Origin of the sequence: Pseudooceanicola marinus (assembly GCF_020177265.1) — a bacterium.
Lineage (GTDB): Bacteria > Pseudomonadota > Alphaproteobacteria > Rhodobacterales > Rhodobacteraceae > Pseudooceanicola > Pseudooceanicola marinus_A.
Genome location: NZ_JAIVMC010000008.1, coordinates 19,149 through 37,145, shown reverse-complemented (window position 1 = coordinate 37,145; position 17,997 = coordinate 19,149). Strand labels below are relative to the sequence as shown.

The window sequence follows — 17,997 nt, the reverse complement described above, 5'->3', positions numbered from 1 at the left end:
ATGGCCCGCCCCTCCCATATCCTGCGGCGCCTGCGCCTGAACCTCCGCCGCTTCCGCCGGCGCGAGGACGGCAACGTGACGGTCGAATTCGTCATCCTGTTCCCGATCTTCGTGACCATGTTCATGTCGACGGTCGAACTGGGCATGCTGACCGTGCGGCAGACGCTGCTGGAACAGGGGCTCAACCTGGTGGTGCGCGACCTGCAGATCGGCCTGACCGAAGACGTGGACCATGACACGATCAAGGAGCTGATCTGCGACTATTCCGGCGGCTACCTGCCCGACTGCGACAATGCGCTGAAGCTGGAGATGATGCCGATCGACCTGCGGTCCTATTCCACGCTGCCCGACGGCCTGGACTGCGTCGACCGCGCCGAGGAGGTGAACCCGGTGCGCACCTTCACCAATGGTCAGGCCAACGAGCTGATGCTGCTGCGCGCCTGCCTCAAGTTCACGCCGATCTTCCCCAATGCCGGCCTGGGCCGCAACTTCGGCAAGGATGCCAACGGGGACGCGATCATGTTTGCCATTTCCGCCTACGTGAACGAACCATGATGCAGGGGCTGCGCGCATATCTTCGCCGTTTCCGGCGCGACGAGGACGGGGTCGTCACCGTCGAATTCCTGATCATGTTCCCGCTGGTCGTCTGGACCTACGTGGCGATGTTCGTCTTCTTCGACATGTACCGCGTGAACACGCAGCACCAGAAGGCCGCCTACGTGATCTCGGACATGCTCGCGCGGGAGACCGAGAACATCACGCCGACCTATATCGACAACACCAAGAAGCTGTTCGATTACCTCATGGCGGTCGAACGCGACAATGCCGTGCGCGTCAGCTCGATCAAGTACAACGCGGATCGGGAACGCTACGAAGTGGTCTGGTCGCGGGCCCGGGGCGACCAGCAACGCCTGAAGACCAGCGACGTGTCCGACTGGGACGACCGCCTGCCGTTGGTGGCCGACATGGATGAGCTGATCCTGGTCGAAACCTGGTATACCTACAAGATGAGCTTCTCGATCCTCGAATTGAACGACATCGACCTGCACAGCTTCGTCTACACGCGCCCACGCTTCGCACCCGTGCTGAGGTACGCCGACACCACCTCGTGACGTGTCCGCATCCAGCGGCAAAGCGCGCCCTCAGCCGTCGCCCGGTTGGCCGGCGTTAGTCCGCCTCGCCGTCCCGCTGCGCCAGGATCAGCGCCAGGGTATCGGCCATCTGCTTGGCCTCGGCCCCATGCACCAGCCCCCCGACGCCCAGACGGCGCCCGAACTGCCAGTAGAGCCCGGGGCGGAACCGGCGCCGCCCCGGCGTCTTCAGCCGCAGCAGGAAACCGTTCGAGGGCTTGAAGGCGAAAAGGCCGCGATCCACCGCCGCGATTTCCTCCATCGCCGCCAGCATCTCGCCGGAGCTGTCGCGCAGGCCCGCCTCGGTCAACTCCAGCCGCAGCTGCGTCGCGCGATAAAGGCGCCAGGTCACGACGCTTTCCGCAGCCGCCAGGGCCAGCAGCAGCAGGCGCATCCCGAAGGGCGCGGGCTGCGGCGACAGGGCCAGCCAGGCCAGGGCCACGGCCAGGGCGCCGGTGACCAGAAGGCCGACATACTTGCGCCCCGCGCCGACGGCGAGGCTGGCCAGGACGGGGCTTTGCTGGGATGGCTCCACGTGGGTTTTCCTCTTTGCAGCTGTTTCGCCGCTTCTACGCGGCTTGCAGCCCGTTGACGACCCGGTTTCCGGGTCGCTTTCCGGGCCGGCGTGGCTCAGGCCGCCACCATGCGGCGGACCATGCCCCAATAGACTTCCTCGACCTGCCCCAGGCTCAGCCGGCCCGTTTCCCGGAACCAGGTGTTCACCCCGGTCAGCATGGCGATGATCGCCATGGTCGCCATGCGCGCATCCTCCACCTGCATGACGCCCGCAGCCGCGCCACGTTCGAGGATGGCACTCAGCCGGGCCTCGTAGTCCTGGCGCTGCGCCTCCAGCAGGGCGAAGTTTTCGGGGCTGAGGTTGCGCAGCTCCATGTAGGAAATGAAGACCTGCTCGGGCCGGGCCGCGTGGTGGCGGATGTGGAAGCGGGTGAAGGCCTCCAGCGCCGGCAGCGGCTCCGCCGGGATCTCGGCCGCCTCCACCGCTTCCAGCAGCTCGGCCATGTGTTCCGACAGCAGGCGGAACAGCAGGGTCTGCTTGTCGGGGATGTGATTGTAGAGCCCGCCGACCTGAACGCCGATCTCGGCGGCAATCTGGCGCATGGAGACGGCGGCATATCCATGGCGCGCAAAAAGGTGCAGCGCCGCCTGGCGCAGCCGGGCGCCGGTGTCGGCGGCGGTGGATCCGACGGTTCGGGTCATGCCCCCTTCTACCCCGCCGTGCGGACCCGGCAAGGGAAAACCGGCCGCAGAGGCTCCGGGCGCCCGGCGCGACGGCAAAGCTGCCCGCGCCCGCAGCCGAGGCTTGCCAAGACCCGCGCCCTGGGGCACTTCTTGGCCATGACCCGTCGTCCCGCTGCCCTCCCCCGCTGCCTGCTGACCGCCACCGCGGCGGTCCTGCTCGTCTCCGCCACGGCCTGCACCCGCACCCCGGGTGTTGCCCGCCAGGAGGCCGCAGCCGCGGATCTGCCCTACCCCGACCTTATGGCCACGGCGGAGCTGCTGGCCAAGGCGCCCGAGGCCGCGGAACCACAGAGCAACCCCGAGGCCGCGCTGGCCGCCCGTGCCGCCCTGCTGCGCCGCCGCGCCGACGCCCTGCGCGCCCGGGAATTCGACACCTGACATCGCCTCCGCCGCCTGCGCGGTCCCCGACAGGGCCTGTCTGGGCCGACAGGCGCAGAGTCGCGTTGCAAGGTCACCGCGAAGGCGGTAGGCCCTTGCAGCAATAGCCTTGCACGAATTCTGGAGAGACCACATGAGCGACAGCTTGCGCCCTCAACCCCTGCGACTGGGGATTGCCGGCCTCGGCACCGTCGGCATCGGCGTGTTGAAGATCCTGCGCAAGGAGGCCGCGATGCTGACCGCCCGCACCGGGCGCGAGATCACCGTCACCGCCGTTTCCGCCCGCAATCGCAGCAAGGACCGTGGCGTGTCGCTGGACGACTACGCCTGGGAAGACGATCCCGTCGCCCTGGCACAGCGCGATGACGTCGACATCTTCGTGGAACTGATGGGCGGTTCCGACGGGCCCGCCAAGGCCGCGACCGAAGCGGCGCTGGCCGCCGGCAAGGACGTGGTGACCGCCAACAAGGCGATGCTGGCGATCCACGGCCAGGAACTGGCCGAGACGGCCGAGGGCGCGGGCCGCGTGATCCGCTTCGAGGCCGCCGTCGCGGGCGGCATCCCGGTGGTCAAGGCGCTGACCGAAGGCCTGGCAGGCAACAACATCACCCGCGTCATGGGCGTGATGAACGGCACCTGCAACTACATCCTGACGCGGATGGAGGCGACCGGCTCGGGCTACAACACCCTCTTCGAGGAGGCCAACAAGCTGGGCTACCTGGAGGCCGATCCGAACCTCGACGTGGGTGGCATCGACGCGGGCCACAAGCTGGCGCTGCTGGCCTCGGTGGCCTTCGGCACCCGCGTCGCCTTCGACAAGATGGAGCTGGAGGGGATCCAGCGCATCACCCTGGACGACATCCGCGCCGCCGCCGACATGGGGTTCAAGATCAAGCTTCTTGGCGTCAGCCAGATGACCGGCCGCGGCCTGGAACAGCGCATGGCGCCCTGCCTGGTGCCCGCCAGCAGCCCCCTGGGTCAGCTGGACGGCGGCACCAACATGGTCGTGCTGGAAGGCGACGCCGTGGGCCAGATCGTGCTGCGCGGCGCGGGCGCGGGCGAAGGCCCGACCGCCTCGGCCGTGCTGTCGGACATCTGCGATGTGGCGCGCGGCTTCCGCCTGCCGGTCTTCGGCCAGCCGGCCGGGACCCTGCGCGAAGTCGACGGCGCCCAGTCCAACACGCCCGCCCCCTACTACCTGCGCCTGACGCTGCAGGACAAGCCGGGCGCGCTGGCCAAGGTGGCCTCTGTGCTGGGCGAATCCGGCGTTTCGATCCACCGCATGCGCCAGTACGATCACGAAGGCGCCGGCGCGCCTGTGCTGATCGTCACCCACAAGACCCCGCGCGCGGCCCTGGACCTGGCGATCACCGGAATGGCCGGGACCGGCGTGGTCGAGGGCGAACCGGTCGCCCTGCGTATCGAAACCGTCTGACCCACCCCTGCGCCTGGACCCACGCCGGAGCGCGGGGCACTGCCCGCCCCCGGTGACCAGGCGCAGGGCGCGACCTCCGCTGCGGAAGGCCTGGACATGGATTTTCTCGACGTCTCAAGCTCCCTCACCGGCCGACGCTGGGTCGGCCCGGGGCCGGAGATCGAGCGCCTGTCCGAAGCCATCGTGCAGACCGATCACCTGCCCGATCCGCTGGCCCGCGTGCTGGCCCGGCGCGGCGTCGAACCCGGCCAGACCGAGGCCTTCCTCGACCCGAAACTGGGCGCGCTGCTGCCCGACCCGCGCAGCCTGCAGGACATGGAAACCGCCGCTGCCCGCTTCCTGCGCGCGGTGAAGGGCCGCGAACGCATCGCCATCTTCGCCGACTACGACGTCGATGGCGGCTCTTCCGCCGCCCTGCTGATCGACTGGTTGCGCGCCATGGGCCGGCAGGCAACCCTCTACATCCCCGATCGCATCGACGAGGGCTATGGCCCCAACGTGCCCGCCATGCAGGAGCTGGGGCACAATCACGACCTGATCCTCTGCGTCGACTGCGGCACGCTCAGCCACGAACCCGTTGCGGCGGCGGGATGTGACGTGGTGATCCTCGACCACCACCTGGGCGGTGAAACCCTGCCCGACTGCGTGGCCGTGGTGAACCCCAACCGCCAGGACGAGGACGGGGCGCTGGCGCATCTGTGTGCCGCCGCCGTGGTCTTCCTGATGCTGGTGGAGGCGAACCGCCAGATGCGCGCGGACGGGACGGCGGGGCCGGACCTGATGGGGATGCTGGACCTGGTGGCCCTGGCCACCGTGGCCGACGTGGCGCCCCTGCTGGGGGTGAACCGCGCGCTGGTCCGCCAGGGGCTGAAGATCATGGCGCGGCGCGAACGCCCCGGGCTGGTCGCCCTGTCGGACGTGGCGCGCCTGACCACGGCACCGGCGGCCTATCACCTGGGCTTCCTGCTGGGTCCCCGGGTCAACGCCGGCGGCCGCATCGGGGCCGCAGACCTGGGCGCGCGCCTCCTGGCCACCGACAACCCGTTGGAGGCCAAGGCCATGGCCGAACGCCTCGACGCGCTGAACACCGAACGGCGCGAAATCGAGGCCGAGGTACGCGCCTACGCCATGGCCCAGGCCGAGGCCCGCGGGCTGGACGCCCCGCTGGTCTGGGCGGCGGGCGAAGGCTGGCACCCCGGCGTCGTCGGCATCGTCGCCTCGCGCCTGAAGGAGGCCACCAACCGCCCCGCCGTCGTCATCGGCTTCGACGGGGACGAGGGCAAGGGCTCGGGCCGCTCCGTCTCCGGCGTCGACCTGGGCGCCTCGATCCAGAAGCTGGCCGCCGAAGGGCTGCTGGTGAAGGGCGGCGGGCACAAGATGGCGGCGGGGCTGACCGTGATGCGCGAGCAGTTGGAACCGGCCATGGCGCGACTGACCGAGCTTTTGGAGAAACAAGGCGCGGGCACCGCCGGCCCGGCGGATCTGAAGGTCGACGGACTGCTGATGCCCGGCGCCGCGACCCCGGAACTGGTGGCCCAACTGGAGGCCGCCGGCCCTTATGGCGCCGCCGCGCCTGCCCCGCGCTTCGCCTTCCCCGCGCAACGGATCTCCTTCGCCAAGCGGGTCGGGGAGAACCACCTGAAGATCGCCTTCTCCGACGGCATGGGCGGCCGGATCGAGGCCATCAGCTTCGGCGCCTTCGACGGCCCGCTGGGCCCCGCGCTGGAGAACCACGGCGGCCAGAGCTTCCACCTGGCCGGTCGGCTGGAGATCAACGACTGGGGCGGCCGCCGCAGCGTGCAGCTGCGCCTGGAAGACGCCGCGCCCGCCTCTGAAAAGTAATTCAGAACAGGGACTTGCAGCGCGGAGCGCGCGGTGGCGGCAGGCGGCCCAAAAAAGTCACCCGCAGGTGAAAAAACCCCTTGCAGTGGGACACGCCATTTCATAGAAACCGCCTCACGCCAAGCGCGGCCCGTTCGTCTATCGGTTAGGACGCCAGGTTTTCAACCTGGAAAGAGGGGTTCGATTCCCCTACGGGCTACCACCCTCCGCCCCTCTTCGCAGAAAGAGGTCAGGTCGGAATAAGGTGGCACAGCAGCGACTTGCGCGACATAGGTTCGAAGCGCCCCGCGCCTTGAACCGCCCCGTGGCCCGTTCGTCTATCGGTTAGGACGCCAGGTTTTCAACCTGGAAAGAGGGGTTCGATTCCCCTACGGGCTACCACTTTTTCCCCTAGACACAGATCGACAACCTCGCGCATCGCATTTCCGTAAGTGTATTGTGCGTCTGAGAAGTTCCGGCAGTTCATTCGGAAGGCTGCTCCCGAACGCGGCGGGGCGCCCTCGCGGACGCCCGCCCCGGCCCCTCAGGCCGCAGCGCAGCCCGCCAGGGCGGCGGTGTCATCCAGGATCAGCTTCACCGGCACGTGCCAGGCGGTGTCCAGCGCCAGCGGACGGCCATAGGCCTCGGCAAAGGCCGGACCGCCGCCGTTCGAGAGCACGGCGCGGGCCACGCCGCCGGCGAAATGGATCCCCTGCCCCGGCAGAAAGGCCAGGGTCAGGTCCTGCGCCAGCATCGCCATCAACCCGGCATAGAAGGTCACGTGGTCCGCCAGGTCAGCGTCGCCCGATCCCATCAGCGCGGCGGGCGTCTCGCTGCGGCCGGTGGAGAGGTGCCAAAGCCGTTCGAACCCGCGCCCCGAGAACAGGTGTTCAACCGTCTCGAACCCATGCGCAGCGCCCTTGGCGCGCGCCGACACCGCCTCGTGGATACGGGTGGCCAGCTGCACATGGCCCATCTCGGCCTTGGGGACCACGGGGCCGTCGTCACGGATCACCACGGGGCTGACGTTGAACCCGGTGCCGATCCCCGCGACCAGCGCCTGGTTGCCCCAGGCCGGCGTGCCCTCGGTCACCATCCGCACGCCGTCCGCCGACAAGGACGGCACGGAGTAACCCAGGGCCTCAAGATCGTTGATCAGGCGCGCCTCGGGGGCGTAGCTCTCGATCAGCCGTTCGATCTGGAAGGACCAGTCGCGGTTGGTCAGCCGGGCATGATCGCCCGTCACCGGGCCGGCCACGGCCACGCACATCCGGTCCAGCGCACCGGGCGCCGCCTCGGCCAGGTAGTGATCGGCCGCGGCATAGAAGGTGGCGAAATCATCGTTGCGGAAGGCCCGGATGGTCTGCGGCAGGATCCGCGCCCCTTCGGCCAGCGCGAAGCGCACGTTGGTTCCGCCCACATCAGCAACCAGTTTCATCGTTCCCTCGCCGAAAGCTGTCGTCGCTGGCTGCATAGCCAATGTTAGCGGTAAAACCAATGGCAAGCGGCGCCAGACCGCCGTTTTTCGCCACCTCGCAACGCATCGCCGTGCGGTGGTAAGGCAGTCCTCCCCGATCCGGACAGACCGCATGCCCTCCGGTATCTTCGCCACGTCGCGCCGCCGCAGAGCTTCGCCCGCCCCAGCCCATTCTCTGGCAGGAAATATCGCGGTGGGAATTGAGCCCGCGTGGGCTCAAGGTGGGCAGAACCCCCGACCCGCCCCAACTCACGGGCAATGCGCCGGATCCAGATCCTGCCACCAGCGCGCCAGGGCCAGCACCTCCGCATCCGCGCCACGCGCGCCGATGATCTGCAGCGACAGGGGCAGCCCCGCCTCGCTCAGCCCGGCGGGCACCACGGCGGCGGGCTGTTGCGACAGGTTGATGGGATAGCTGAAGCCCGCCCAGTCGTACCAGCGCGCCAACCCACTGCCCGGCGGCACCTCCTGCCCGGCGGCAAAGGGCAGCACGGCGCAGCCCGGGGCGATCAGCAGGTCATAGTCTTCCATCAGCTGATCCATCTGCGCGCCGAAGGCCGCCCGCCGCCCCATGGCGCGGATATAGTCGGAGGTGCTCCAGTCCCCCGCCTGCTCGGCCACCGCCAGAAGTCCCGGGTCAAGCCGGTCGCGCGGCAGGTCCTCCAGCGGGCCAAAGCTTTCCAGCCGGACACGGGCGCCGCTGAACCACAGGCAGGTGGCGATATCGTAAAGCTCCTCCGCCATCGGCAGGGTCACCTCCTCCACGACGGCGCCGGCCTCCGCAAGGCGGGCGCTCGCAGCCCTGAGAGCGGCGGCGACCTCCGGATCCACGGCCCCGCGGGGCGGGGTGGACCAGACCCCAATGCGCAGGGTTTCCGGGCGCGCCGTCACCGGGGCGAGCGGCGGCAGGACGCCTTCGCCCTGATACCAGTCGCGGCGGTCACGGCCTGACAGGGCCGAAAGCATCGCCTCCACGTCCTCCACCCGTCGGGCCATGGGGCCGATATGGGCCATGGTGCCATAGGGCGACGGAGGCGCGGCAGGCACGCGGCCGAAGGTGGGTTTGATCCCGGATGTGCCAGTGAAGGCCGCCGGAATGCGGATCGACCCACCCCCATCCGTGCCGAGATGCAGCACGCCTGCGCCCGTGGCGGCGGCCACCGCCGCCCCGCCCGACGACCCGCCCGGCGTCAGCGCCGGATCCCAGGGGTTCAGGGTCACCCCGTCGCGGGTGCTGTCCGTCACCGCCTTCCAGCCGAATTCGGGCATGGTGGTCTGGCCGATGAAAACCATGCCAGCGGCACGCAGCCGGGCGACACAGGGGGCGTCCTCGGTCGCCGGCGTGGCGTCCAGCAAGGTGCTGCCATGGGTCAGCGGCCAGCCCTTCGCCGCCACCAGATTCTTCAGCGTGCCCGGCACCCCATCGATGGGCGACAGGGGCGCGCCAGCCTGCCAGCGCCGCTCGGCCTCGGCGGCCGAGGCCAGGGCGCTTTCCGCCTCCAGCCGGGTGAAGGAGTTGAACCTTCCCTGCACCTCTTCCGCCCGGGCCAGCGCGGCGCGCGTCACCTCGACCGGGGACAGGTGGCGGGCCGCATAGGCCTCGGTCAGCTCGGCGGCGGACAGGCGGCAGAGCTCGGGCGCATCGGAGATCGGGGAAGAGGCAGGTGTCGGCACGGGGCGGCTCCGGTCATTGGGACGTATGGCGACCATGCTGCCGGAAACGGGACCGGAAGGAAAAGGAAAACCCGACGCGGCAGTACGGGACGCCTCAGCCCTCGGGGGCAAAGCTGCGCCGCAGTTGCGGCACCGCCAGCGCGAACAGCAGCAGCGCCACGGCGAGGAAGACCACGGGGCCCGCCATCTCATAGCCCCAGACGCCTGCCAGACCACCGCCGAAGAAGGCCAGCAGGGTCGCCAGGTGCAACCCCCGCCGGGCCGCGACCAGGCGGCGGGTGTCGTGCGGGGCAGCCCCCGGGCTGGCCAGGGCGGCCAGTTCCAGCCCGATATCGGTGGCAATGCCCGAAACATGGCTGGTGCGCACCCGACCGTCGGAAATCCGCGTCGTCGCGGCGTTCTGCAACCCCATCAGCGCGCTGAGACCGATCAGCATCACATGCCCGGCGAAGGCCACGGACCAGTAGAGATCCATCAGCGCCAGCACCACCAGAAGCGCCGCCTCCAGCAGGATGCTGAAGGCATAGATGCCCCGGATGCGCCGCCGGTGCCCCGCCTCGATCAGCAGGCCTGACACGAAAGCCCCCAGGATGAAGGCCAGCACCAGCAGGAAGAACCAGAGAGCGGTGCCGATCCGGCCCAGCGCCAGCATGTCCGACAGGGTCGACACGTTGCCCGTCATGTTGGCGGAGAAATAGCCCAGGGCGCGGAAGCCGGCGGCATTCACGGCGCCCGCAGCCAGGGCCAGCCAGACCGCCAGTCGCAGATCGACCGAGACGCTGCGATCGGCTCCGGCATGTATCAGCATGGTGCACTCCCTGCGCGGCCCGCCGTCCGGACCCGGGCGCAGTCTATCGCCCGCACCGGCAGGTGCAATCGCCGCCTCCGCCGCTCAGCCGGCCGGCGCCCCCTGCCCGTCCTCCCAGGCGGTCGCGATCTCCCGCGCGACATCGCGCAGGGCCTCCAGGTGGGCGGCGGCGAACTCGGCCTCCGACTGAGCGCTGAGGACCCAGGACAGATTCACCGCTGCGATCACCCGGCCCTGCGACAGCACCGGCACGGCAATGGCGGACACCAGCGCCTCCCGCCGGACGTTGACGAAATAGCCCGGATGGCGCGTGGCATAGCCGCGGGCGCGTGTCTCCTCGATCAGCTGCGCCACCTTGTCGGGATGAGCCGCCAGGCGGTCATGCGGTTCATCGCTTTTGCGCAGGTCGGCCAGGATCGCCTCCCGCTCCGCCTCAGGGCTCCAGGCCAGGATGGCGCGGCCCATGGCCGAGGGCAGGACATGGATGCCGTAGTTGACCACTCGGTTGACCAGGAAGGGGGACATGCGGCGCGAGGTTTCCAGCACGCGGATCGTGCGCGTGTCATAGATGCCCACGTCCGAGGGCCAGAGCACCTTCTGGCACAGCCGGTCCAGCGGCGGGCCGGAGATCTGCGCCAGACGCCGTTCCGGCGCAGGTCCATGGACGCCCCGCGCACCCGGGTGCCACAGCCCGTCGGCCAGTCCACGCCGCGCATGGCCCGCCTCCTCCAGCGTCAGCAGGATGCGCAGCAACGTGGCCTTGGCCAGCCCGCTCTGCCGCGCCAGCTCGGCCAGGCTCAGCGGCCCGTTGCTCTGCAGCAGGTCCATCACACCCAGGCCACGCCGCAGGCTCTCGATACGTTTCAAGCGGCTCCTCCCCGCCCCGGTCCGGGACATGCCGGCGGCCCGCCGGCGTTTCACCAAGTGAAACACTTCCGCATTTCCCTTTCAAGGCGAACTGACTTAAGGGAACCTCCCGACAGCGCATGTCGGGGAGGACATGCCAAGGGAGGACATCATGGAAAGCACCCCCAACCCCCGCCCCCTGGGGCGAGCCGTGGCGTCTCTGGCCTGGATCGGCGCGGTGGCGCTGGCGCTGGCCGGGGTTTGGATCGCCGGCTTCGGCGGCACCAGCGAAACCCTGCTGCGCATCGGCAGTTTCACCCTGGCGGCCTGCGTCCTGCTGGTGTCGCGGATCCAGCTGCGGCTGGAGCAGGGCAAGCCGTGGCTGATCGCACTGGACCTCATGCTGCTGGCGGCCCTGGGCGTAGCCATGCAGCGCTACGCGGCCATCGGCGAGGCGCTGGAAATCGGCCTCTACTTCTTCCAGCCCTCCGATATCGCCACCGGCGTCGCCGGGGTCGTCGTGCTGATGGAACTGACCCGCCGCGCCTTCGGCCTGCCGCTGGTGGTCGTCTGCCTGCTGGCGGTGGCCTATGCGCTTTACGGGCGCTACCTGCCCTGGATCTTCGAACATGGCGGCTATTCCCTGCAGCAGGTGATGCAGGTGATCTGGTATTCCTTCGACGGCGTCTTCGGGCGGCCCCTATCGGTGGTCACCACGCTGATCTTGGTCTTCATCGTCTTCGGCGCCATCCTGGAAGCCGTCGGCGCGGGCCCCGTGCTGCTGCGTTTCGCCTTCGCCGCCACGGGGCGGATGCGGGGCGGGCCGGCCCATGCGGCCATCGCGGCCAGCGGGGTCTTTGGCACCATGTCGGGCTCCGTCTCCGGCAACGTGGTGGGCACCGGGGTGATGACCATCCCGATGATCGTCAAACGCGGCTTCCCGGCGCGCTACGCCGGGGGCGTGGAGGCCGCGGCCTCCTCCGGCGGGCAGTTCATGCCACCAATCATGGGCGCGGTGGCCTTCATCATGTCAGACGTGACCGGCATCCCCTACCTGACCATCTGCCTCGCCGCCCTGCTGCCGGCGCTGTTCTACTACGCCTCGCTTTTCGTCGCCGTCCACCTGGAGGCGGTGTCGCGCGACATCCGCCCCATCCCCCGGCGCGAACTGCCGGTGCTGACGGGGCATGACTGGCGCATGTCGCTGTGCTTCCTGCTGCCGCTGGCGCTGATGCTGGCCATCATGATCTCCGGCCGCTCGCCCGCCATGGCGGGCTTCTGGGCGGTGATCTCGGCCATCGGGCTGGGCTTCGTTCTGAACCCCGAGGTGCGCCGCAGCCCGCAGGTCATCCTGGAGGGGCTGCGCCAGGGCGGGCTGGCCGCGGCGCAGATCCTGATCGCCGTGGCCGCCATCGGTATCGTCATCGGGGTGATGAACATGACCGGACTCGGCCTGCGCTTTGCCGGGATCATCCAGGACATCTCGGGCGACTCGCTGTTCCTGTCGCTGGTGATGATGATGCTGGGCTCGCTGGTGCTGGGCATGGGCATGCCCACGGTGCCAGCCTACCTGATCGTGATCCTGGTCATGGGCCCGGCCATTCAGATGATGGGCGTGCCGGTGGTCATCGCGCACCTCTTCGTCGTCTACTTCGGGGTGCTGAGTTCGATCACGCCCCCCGTGGCCATCGCGGCCTTCGCCGCCGCGCCGATCGCGAAGGCCAACCCGGTGGCCATCGGCGTGGACGCCTGCCGCATCGCGCTGATCGGGTTCATCATTCCCTTCGTGCTGGTCTACAACCCCTCGCTCAGCCTCGTCACCGGCTTCACTTGGGCGGGTCTGGCCTGGGTCTGCCTGCGACTGGCCCTGACCATCTGGCTCTTCTCCACCGGGTTCTCGGGCTTTGCCTCGGCCCGGCTGGGCGCTCCGGAGCGCGGCCTGCGCTTTGCCCTGGGCTTGGGCGTGCTGGTGCCGATGATCTGGGTCGAGGCCGCCTGCACCCTCCTAGCGCTGGCGCTGATCTGGCGCGACTGGCAGGGCCGCCTGCGCGACAGCGACGACGCCCCCGCCCCGGAGCGCGCCGATACCATCCCCGCAGAGGCGCCCTAGCGCCCTGCCTCACCACCTCACGTCGATCAGGGAGGATAAGACATGAGAACACTGAAAGCGGCCCTCGGGCTGACCCTCGCCCTGGCCACGGCCCCCGTGGCCCAGGCCAAGGAATTCTACACCATGGCCACGCTCGGCCCCGGGTCGTCACCCTACCTGGTGATGAGCACGGCAGCCCAGATCGTCGGCGACCGTCTGGATGACGTGGAGATCCAGGTCAACGCCACCGGCGCGGCCACCCAGCACGCGCTGGAAGCAGGCGCTGGCCAGCTGGACTTCTTCATGTGGTCGGCCAGCGTTCATGCCTTCATGCAGGAGGGCGCAGCGATGTACGCCAAGGTGCCCCAGGCGCCGGAGCTGAGCGGCAACCTGCGCGCCGTCTTCGCCTTCCCGCTGGGCCTCTACCACATCACCACCTACGCGGATTCCGGCATCACCTCGCTGGACGATCTGGCGGGCAAGACCGTCTTCCTCGGCCCGCCGGGCGGCGGCGCCACGACGATCATGCAGCGCGTGGTCGAAGGGGCCACGGGGCTTGTCCCGGGCGAGGACTTCGAACAGGCCCGCCTGGGCTGGGACGCCGCCGCGCAGGCCTTCCAGGATGGCCGGCTGGACGTCTACGTGAACTCCACCAACGCGCCCTCGCCCGTCATCCAGCAATTCGCCCTGGGGCGCGAGATCCGCTTCCTCGGCCTGACTGAAGAGCAGATGGCGAAAGCCCCCGTGCAGGCGATCCTGAACCGTCCTGGCGGCACCCTCGGCACCATCGAGGCCGGCACCTACGGCGACAACCAGGTGAACGAGGCGGCGGTACAGACCCTTGGCTCCACCGTCGGCATCGGCGCCGGGCAGCACGTGCCGGCCGATGCGGTCTACGAGATCACCAAGGCCTTCTGGGAGGGCGTGGCCGAGATGCAGGAAAACGCCCCCTGGCTGCGCAACATCCAGCAGGAGAACGCCCTGCAGGACCTGAACCTGCCGCTGCACCCCGGCGCCCTGCGCTATTACGAGGAGATCGGCATGACGATCCCCGACGCGCTGCGCCCCGCAGAGTGACACCGACGGCCCGGCCCCCGCGCAGGGGGCCGGGCGCCCCAGACGAAGGACGAAGACGTGCCCGAGACCCGCAATATCCTCTTCATCATGTTCGACCAGCTGCGGTGGGATTACCTCAGCTGTTACGGCCATCCGCATCTGAAGACACCGAACCTGGACCGGCTGGCGGCGAAGGGCGTGCGGTTCGACCGGGCCTATATCCAGTCGCCGATCTGCGGCTCGTCGCGGATGTCGACCTACACCGGGCGTTACGTGCATTCCCACGGCGCCAGCTGGAACGGCATCCCCCTGAAGGTGGGCGAGCTGACCATGGGCGACCATCTGCGCGCGGCCGGCATGTCCTGCCACCTGATCGGCAAGACCCACATGCGCGCCGATGCCGAGGGCATGGCCCGGCTGGGGATCGAGCCCGACAGCCTGATCGGCGTGCGCGTCGCCGAATGCGGCTTCGACGTGGTCGAACGCGATGACGGCATGCGCCCCGAAGGCCCCGACGGCCTTTACGACGAAGGCGGCGCGGCTCGCTACAACGAGTATCTGCGCGCCAAGGGCTACGACAGCGACAACCCCTGGCACGACTTCGCCAATTCGGGCCGCGACACCGAGGGCAACGTGCTGTCCGGCTGGTTCCTGAAGAACTCCGACCAGGAGGCGAACATCGCCGAGGAGGACAGCGAGACCCCCTACCTGACCCGCCGCGCGATCGAGTGGATCGACCAGGCTCAGGCCAGCGGGGCCGGGCCCTGGTGCTGTCACCTCAGCTACATCAAGCCGCACTGGCCCTACGTGGTGCCCGCCCCCTACTACGATATGTTCGGCCCGTCCGACGTGATCCCCGCGATCCGCAGCCAGGCCGAATACGAAGAGGCGCATGAGGTGATGAAGGCCTTCATGGACGCCCCCGTGGGCAAGGCCTTCTCACGCGATGAGGTCCGCAACCCGGTGGTGCAGGCCTACATGGGCCTGATCAAGCAATGCGACGACCAGATGGGAGAGCTGTTCGACCACCTCGAACGGACGGGCCGAATGGAGGACACGATGATCGTCGTCACCTCCGACCACGGGGATTTCCTGGGCGATCACTGGATGGGCGAGAAGATGTTCTTCCAGAACGCCTCGGTGAAGGTGCCGATGATCGTCTACGACCCCGCGCCCGCCGCCGATGCCACCCGTGGCACCGTGTCGGACGCTCTGGTGGAATGTATCGACCTGGCGCCGACCTTTGTCGAGGTGGCGGGCGGAAAGGTGCCCGATCACATCCTCGAAGGGGAAAGCCTGCTGCCCCTGCTGCACGGGCAGACCACCGACACCAGGCGGGACTTCGTGATCTGCGAGTACGACTATTCGGCCTCTCCTATCGCTGCCCGCTTCGGCCTGTCGGTGCGCGACGCCGTGATGTTCATGGTGGCCGACGACCGCTGGAAGCTGGTGCATTTCGAGGGTGGCTTCCGCCCGATCCTCTTCGACATGGAAAGCGACCCGGACGAGTTGGTCGATCTGGGAGACGATCCGGCCCATGCCGAGGTGGTCGCGATGATGTACGACAAGCTCTTCCGCTGGGCGCGGCGCACCGCGCAGCGTACCACCCGCAGCGCCGAACAGCTGGAGGCGATGCGCTCGAAGTCCGGCCGGCGCGGGGTGATGATCGGCATCTATGATGAGAACGACGTGCCGCTGGAGCTGACGGTGAAATACCGCGATCGCAAGGTACCCGACCGCCGCCGGGGCGCGACCACGCCAAGCGACTGACGCCTCCGCAAGGTCAGTGAACTGCAAGGCCGGTGTCCCCTTCGGGGCGCCGGCCTCTTCCGTTCCACGGTCTTTCTGTCCCCCGGTCTTTCTGTCCCGTGGCCCATGGCCGTCATGAGCCAGGGCGCCATAGTCCCGGCCGCGGCCGCGCATATCTTTGAACAATCAAGGCGGTGCCACCGCGCCAGGGCCTGCCCTCACACGGTCGCCGCCAGACAGGACTGACAACAAAGGAGCGCCTCCCATGGAACATGTGGATGGAAAAATCGTGGTCATCACCGGCGCCAGCTCGGGCCTTGGGGCCGAGACGGCACGGGAACTGGTGAAAGCCGGCGCCAAGGTGGCCCTGGGCGCGCGCCGCAAGGACCGGCTGGACGCGCTGGTCGAGGAGCTGGGCACCGAGAACGCCCTGGCCTACGAGGTCGACGTGACCGACCGCGTGGCCCTGCAGGGCTTCGTAGATGCGACGAAGGCGCGGTTCGGTCGGATCGACGTGATGCTGCACAACGCGGGCCTGATGCCTTTCGCGCCGCTGGTGGAAAATCGCCACGACGAATGGGATCAGTGTATCGACGTCAACCTGAAGGGTGTGCTTTACGGTCTGGGCGCGGTGCTGCCGATCATGAAGGACCAGGGCGCGGGGCAGAACATCTTCGTCTCCTCCGTCGCGGGCCATGTCTGTACCCCCGTGGGCGCGGTCTACTCGGCGACCAAGTTCGGCGTGCGGGCCATCGCGGAATCGCTGCGGCAGGAGGTCAAGGACTGGGGCGGGCGCGTCACCGTGCTGTCCCCCGGTGCCATCGCGACCGAGCTGGTGCAGTCGATCAAGTCGGACGAGATCCGCAACGGAACGGCTGAATTCTACGACGAGGCGGCGATCACCCCCGACGCCTTTGCGCGTGGTGTGATCTACGCGGTCAGCCAGCCCGAGGACGTTGACATCAGCGAGATCCTGATGCGCCCGACCGTGCAGACGATGTAAGAAACGAAGCGGAGCGAACGACCAGATGCAGACGACACGACCGGCCCGGGCCGCCCCCAATATCTGGCACGCCGGGGCGGTGCTGTCGCTGCTGATGGCCTTCGCCTCCGTCTCCACCGACTTTTACCTGCCGGCCATGCCCGCCATGGCCGACGACTTGGGCGTCGGCCCCGGCGCGATGGAGTTTACCGTCAGCACCTACCTGGTGGGCCTGTCGATCGGTCAGCTGATCTGGGGGCCCATCAGCGACGCCCTTGGCCGGCGCGGGCCGGTGGCCGTGGGTCTGGTGCTGTTCATCGCCGGCTCGGTCGGCTGCGGCCTGTCGGACAGCATCGGCAGCATGGTCGGCTGGCGCCTGTTGCAGGCCTTCGGCGCGGCCTCCAGCGTGGTGCTGTCGCGGGCCATGGTGCGCGATCTCTACACCGGGGCGCGGGCGGCGCAGATGATGTCGATCATCATGGCCGTGATGACCCTGGCCCCGGTCATCGCCCCGAGCGCGGGCGCATTGGTGGCCGGCGCCTACGGCTGGCGGATGATCTTCGCCCTGCTGGTGGTGATCGGGCTGGTGGCGCTGGCGGCGCTGGCCACCCTGCCCGAACCGCTGGCGCCCGCCGCCCGCACGCCAGAGCTCCGCCTGGGCCGGGCCTTCCGCACCTACGGACAGATCGCGCTGAACCCGGCGGTGCTGTGCCATGCGCTGGCCGTGGGGTTCTTCTACATCGGCATGTTCGCCTATGTGGCGGGCACGCCCTTTGTCTTCATCGAATACCACGGGCTGTCGCCCCAGGCCTACGGGCTGCTGTTTGCCGCCTGCGTCGGCGCGATTACCACCGGCAACCTGGTCAACAGCCGCATCGTGGCCCGCCTGGGCACCCTGCGGGTGTTGCAACTGGGCGGCGCGGCGGCCGCCCTCTTCGGCCTGCTGGCCGCAGTTGCGGGGCTGACGGATTTCGGCGGCTGGATCGGGATCTTCCTGCCGCTCTTCTGCTTCCTCGGCTGCACCGGGCTGGTGATGCCCAACGGGCTGTCGGGCGCGCTGGACGTGGCGGTGCGCGACGCGGGCTCCGTCGCGGCCTTCTGCGGGGCGCTGCAATACGGCGGTGGCATCCTCGGCTCGGCCCTGGTGGGCCTGCTGGCCAATGGCACCGCCGCCCCCTTCGGCCTGGTGCTGGCCCTGGCCGGGCTCAGCTGCTTTGCCACCACCTGGATCCTCGGCCGCCTGCCCGCCATGGCGCGGCGCTGATACACTGACACGAGACCCTGAAAAGGAG

16 protein-coding genes and 2 tRNA genes are annotated in these 17,997 nt (G+C 69.0%); 12 read left to right on the top strand and 6 right to left on the bottom strand.

The features are described from left to right. Together LC066_RS14370 and LC066_RS14365 are read left to right on the top strand one after the other, a co-directional pair. Complete coding sequence (locus tag LC066_RS14370) at positions 1-555, top strand: TadE/TadG family type IV pilus assembly protein (RefSeq protein WP_222478733.1); 555 nt, start codon at positions 1-3, stop codon at positions 553-555. Continuing rightward, positions 552-1,112, top strand: a complete 561-nt coding sequence (locus tag LC066_RS14365; protein ID WP_224900333.1) for a TadE/TadG family type IV pilus assembly protein — start codon at positions 552-554, stop codon at positions 1,110-1,112. Before LC066_RS14370 ends, LC066_RS14365 begins: the two co-directional genes overlap by 4 nt. A gap of 55 nt (positions 1,113-1,167) precedes the next feature. Here LC066_RS14365 and LC066_RS14360 read toward each other — a convergent pair whose 3' ends face one another. Together LC066_RS14360 and LC066_RS14355 are read right to left on the bottom strand one after the other, a co-directional pair. Continuing rightward, the gene (locus tag LC066_RS14360) at positions 1,168-1,665 is read right to left on the bottom strand and encodes a hypothetical protein (protein WP_224900330.1); all 498 of its coding nucleotides are present in this window, start codon (positions 1,663-1,665) and stop codon (positions 1,168-1,170) included. A gap of 95 nt (positions 1,666-1,760) precedes the next feature. Beyond that, positions 1,761-2,348, bottom strand: a complete 588-nt coding sequence (locus LC066_RS14355) for a TetR/AcrR family transcriptional regulator (RefSeq protein WP_224900327.1) — start codon at positions 2,346-2,348, stop codon at positions 1,761-1,763. Positions 2,349-2,486: 138 nt separating this feature from the next. On the opposite strand from LC066_RS14355, the gene LC066_RS14350 reads away from it, so the two are divergent. The 5 genes from LC066_RS14350 to LC066_RS14330 all read left to right on the top strand — a co-directional run bounded on the left by LC066_RS14350 (position 2,487) and on the right by LC066_RS14330 (position 6,426). Then, the gene (locus LC066_RS14350) at positions 2,487-2,768 is read left to right on the top strand and encodes a hypothetical protein (RefSeq protein WP_224900324.1); all 282 of its coding nucleotides are present in this window, start codon (positions 2,487-2,489) and stop codon (positions 2,766-2,768) included. A 133-nt stretch (positions 2,769-2,901) separates the two neighbouring features. After that, positions 2,902-4,203, top strand: a complete 1,302-nt coding sequence (locus tag LC066_RS14345; RefSeq protein WP_224900321.1) for a homoserine dehydrogenase — start codon at positions 2,902-2,904, stop codon at positions 4,201-4,203. Positions 4,204-4,299: 96 nt separating this feature from the next. After that, a complete protein-coding gene (recJ, locus tag LC066_RS14340; protein ID WP_224900318.1) occupies positions 4,300-6,045 on the top strand; it encodes a single-stranded-DNA-specific exonuclease RecJ in 1,746 nt (581 codons plus the stop codon). Between the two features lie 127 nt (positions 6,046-6,172). Then, positions 6,173-6,247 (top strand) — tRNA-Glu (locus LC066_RS14335). 104 nt (positions 6,248-6,351) lie between these two features. Then, positions 6,352-6,426 (top strand) — tRNA-Glu (locus tag LC066_RS14330). 142 nt (positions 6,427-6,568) lie between these two features. On the opposite strand, the gene LC066_RS14325 is transcribed toward LC066_RS14330, so the two are convergent. The 4 genes from LC066_RS14325 to LC066_RS14310 form a co-directional block, all read right to left on the bottom strand. Beyond that, positions 6,569-7,462, bottom strand: a complete 894-nt coding sequence (locus LC066_RS14325) for a glucokinase (protein ID WP_224900315.1) — start codon at positions 7,460-7,462, stop codon at positions 6,569-6,571. A gap of 288 nt (positions 7,463-7,750) precedes the next feature. Then, the gene (locus LC066_RS14320) at positions 7,751-9,175 is read right to left on the bottom strand and encodes an amidase (protein WP_224900310.1); all 1,425 of its coding nucleotides are present in this window, start codon (positions 9,173-9,175) and stop codon (positions 7,751-7,753) included. Between the two features lie 94 nt (positions 9,176-9,269). Further along, positions 9,270-9,983, bottom strand: coding sequence for a YoaK family protein (locus LC066_RS14315; protein ID WP_224900306.1), 714 nt, complete (start codon positions 9,981-9,983; stop codon positions 9,270-9,272). A gap of 84 nt (positions 9,984-10,067) precedes the next feature. Next, positions 10,068-10,850, bottom strand: a complete 783-nt coding sequence (locus LC066_RS14310; RefSeq protein ID WP_224900303.1) for an IclR family transcriptional regulator C-terminal domain-containing protein — start codon at positions 10,848-10,850, stop codon at positions 10,068-10,070. 151 nt (positions 10,851-11,001) lie between these two features. Between LC066_RS14310 and LC066_RS14305 the strand changes: the two genes are divergently transcribed. The 5 genes from LC066_RS14305 (at position 11,002) to LC066_RS14285 (ending at position 17,969) form a co-directional block, all read left to right on the top strand. Continuing rightward, positions 11,002-12,939, top strand: coding sequence for a TRAP transporter permease (locus LC066_RS14305; protein ID WP_224900300.1), 1,938 nt, complete (start codon positions 11,002-11,004; stop codon positions 12,937-12,939). Positions 12,940-12,981: 42 nt separating this feature from the next. Then, positions 12,982-13,995 carry a TAXI family TRAP transporter solute-binding subunit gene (locus tag LC066_RS14300; RefSeq protein ID WP_224900297.1) on the top strand — a complete coding sequence of 338 codons (1,014 nt, stop codon included), beginning with the start codon at positions 12,982-12,984 and terminating at the stop codon, positions 13,993-13,995. A 57-nt stretch (positions 13,996-14,052) separates the two neighbouring features. Then, complete coding sequence (locus tag LC066_RS14295; protein WP_224900294.1) at positions 14,053-15,744, top strand: sulfatase-like hydrolase/transferase; 1,692 nt, start codon at positions 14,053-14,055, stop codon at positions 15,742-15,744. A 244-nt stretch (positions 15,745-15,988) separates the two neighbouring features. Next, positions 15,989-16,726 (top strand): SDR family oxidoreductase, encoded by a 738-nt coding sequence (locus LC066_RS14290; protein WP_224900291.1) that lies wholly within the window; start codon positions 15,989-15,991, stop codon positions 16,724-16,726. A gap of 25 nt (positions 16,727-16,751) precedes the next feature. Next, on the top strand, positions 16,752-17,969 hold the full coding sequence (locus tag LC066_RS14285) for a multidrug effflux MFS transporter (RefSeq protein ID WP_224900288.1): 1,218 nt from the start codon (positions 16,752-16,754) through the stop codon (positions 17,967-17,969). The last annotated feature ends 28 nt before the right edge of the window (positions 17,970-17,997 follow it).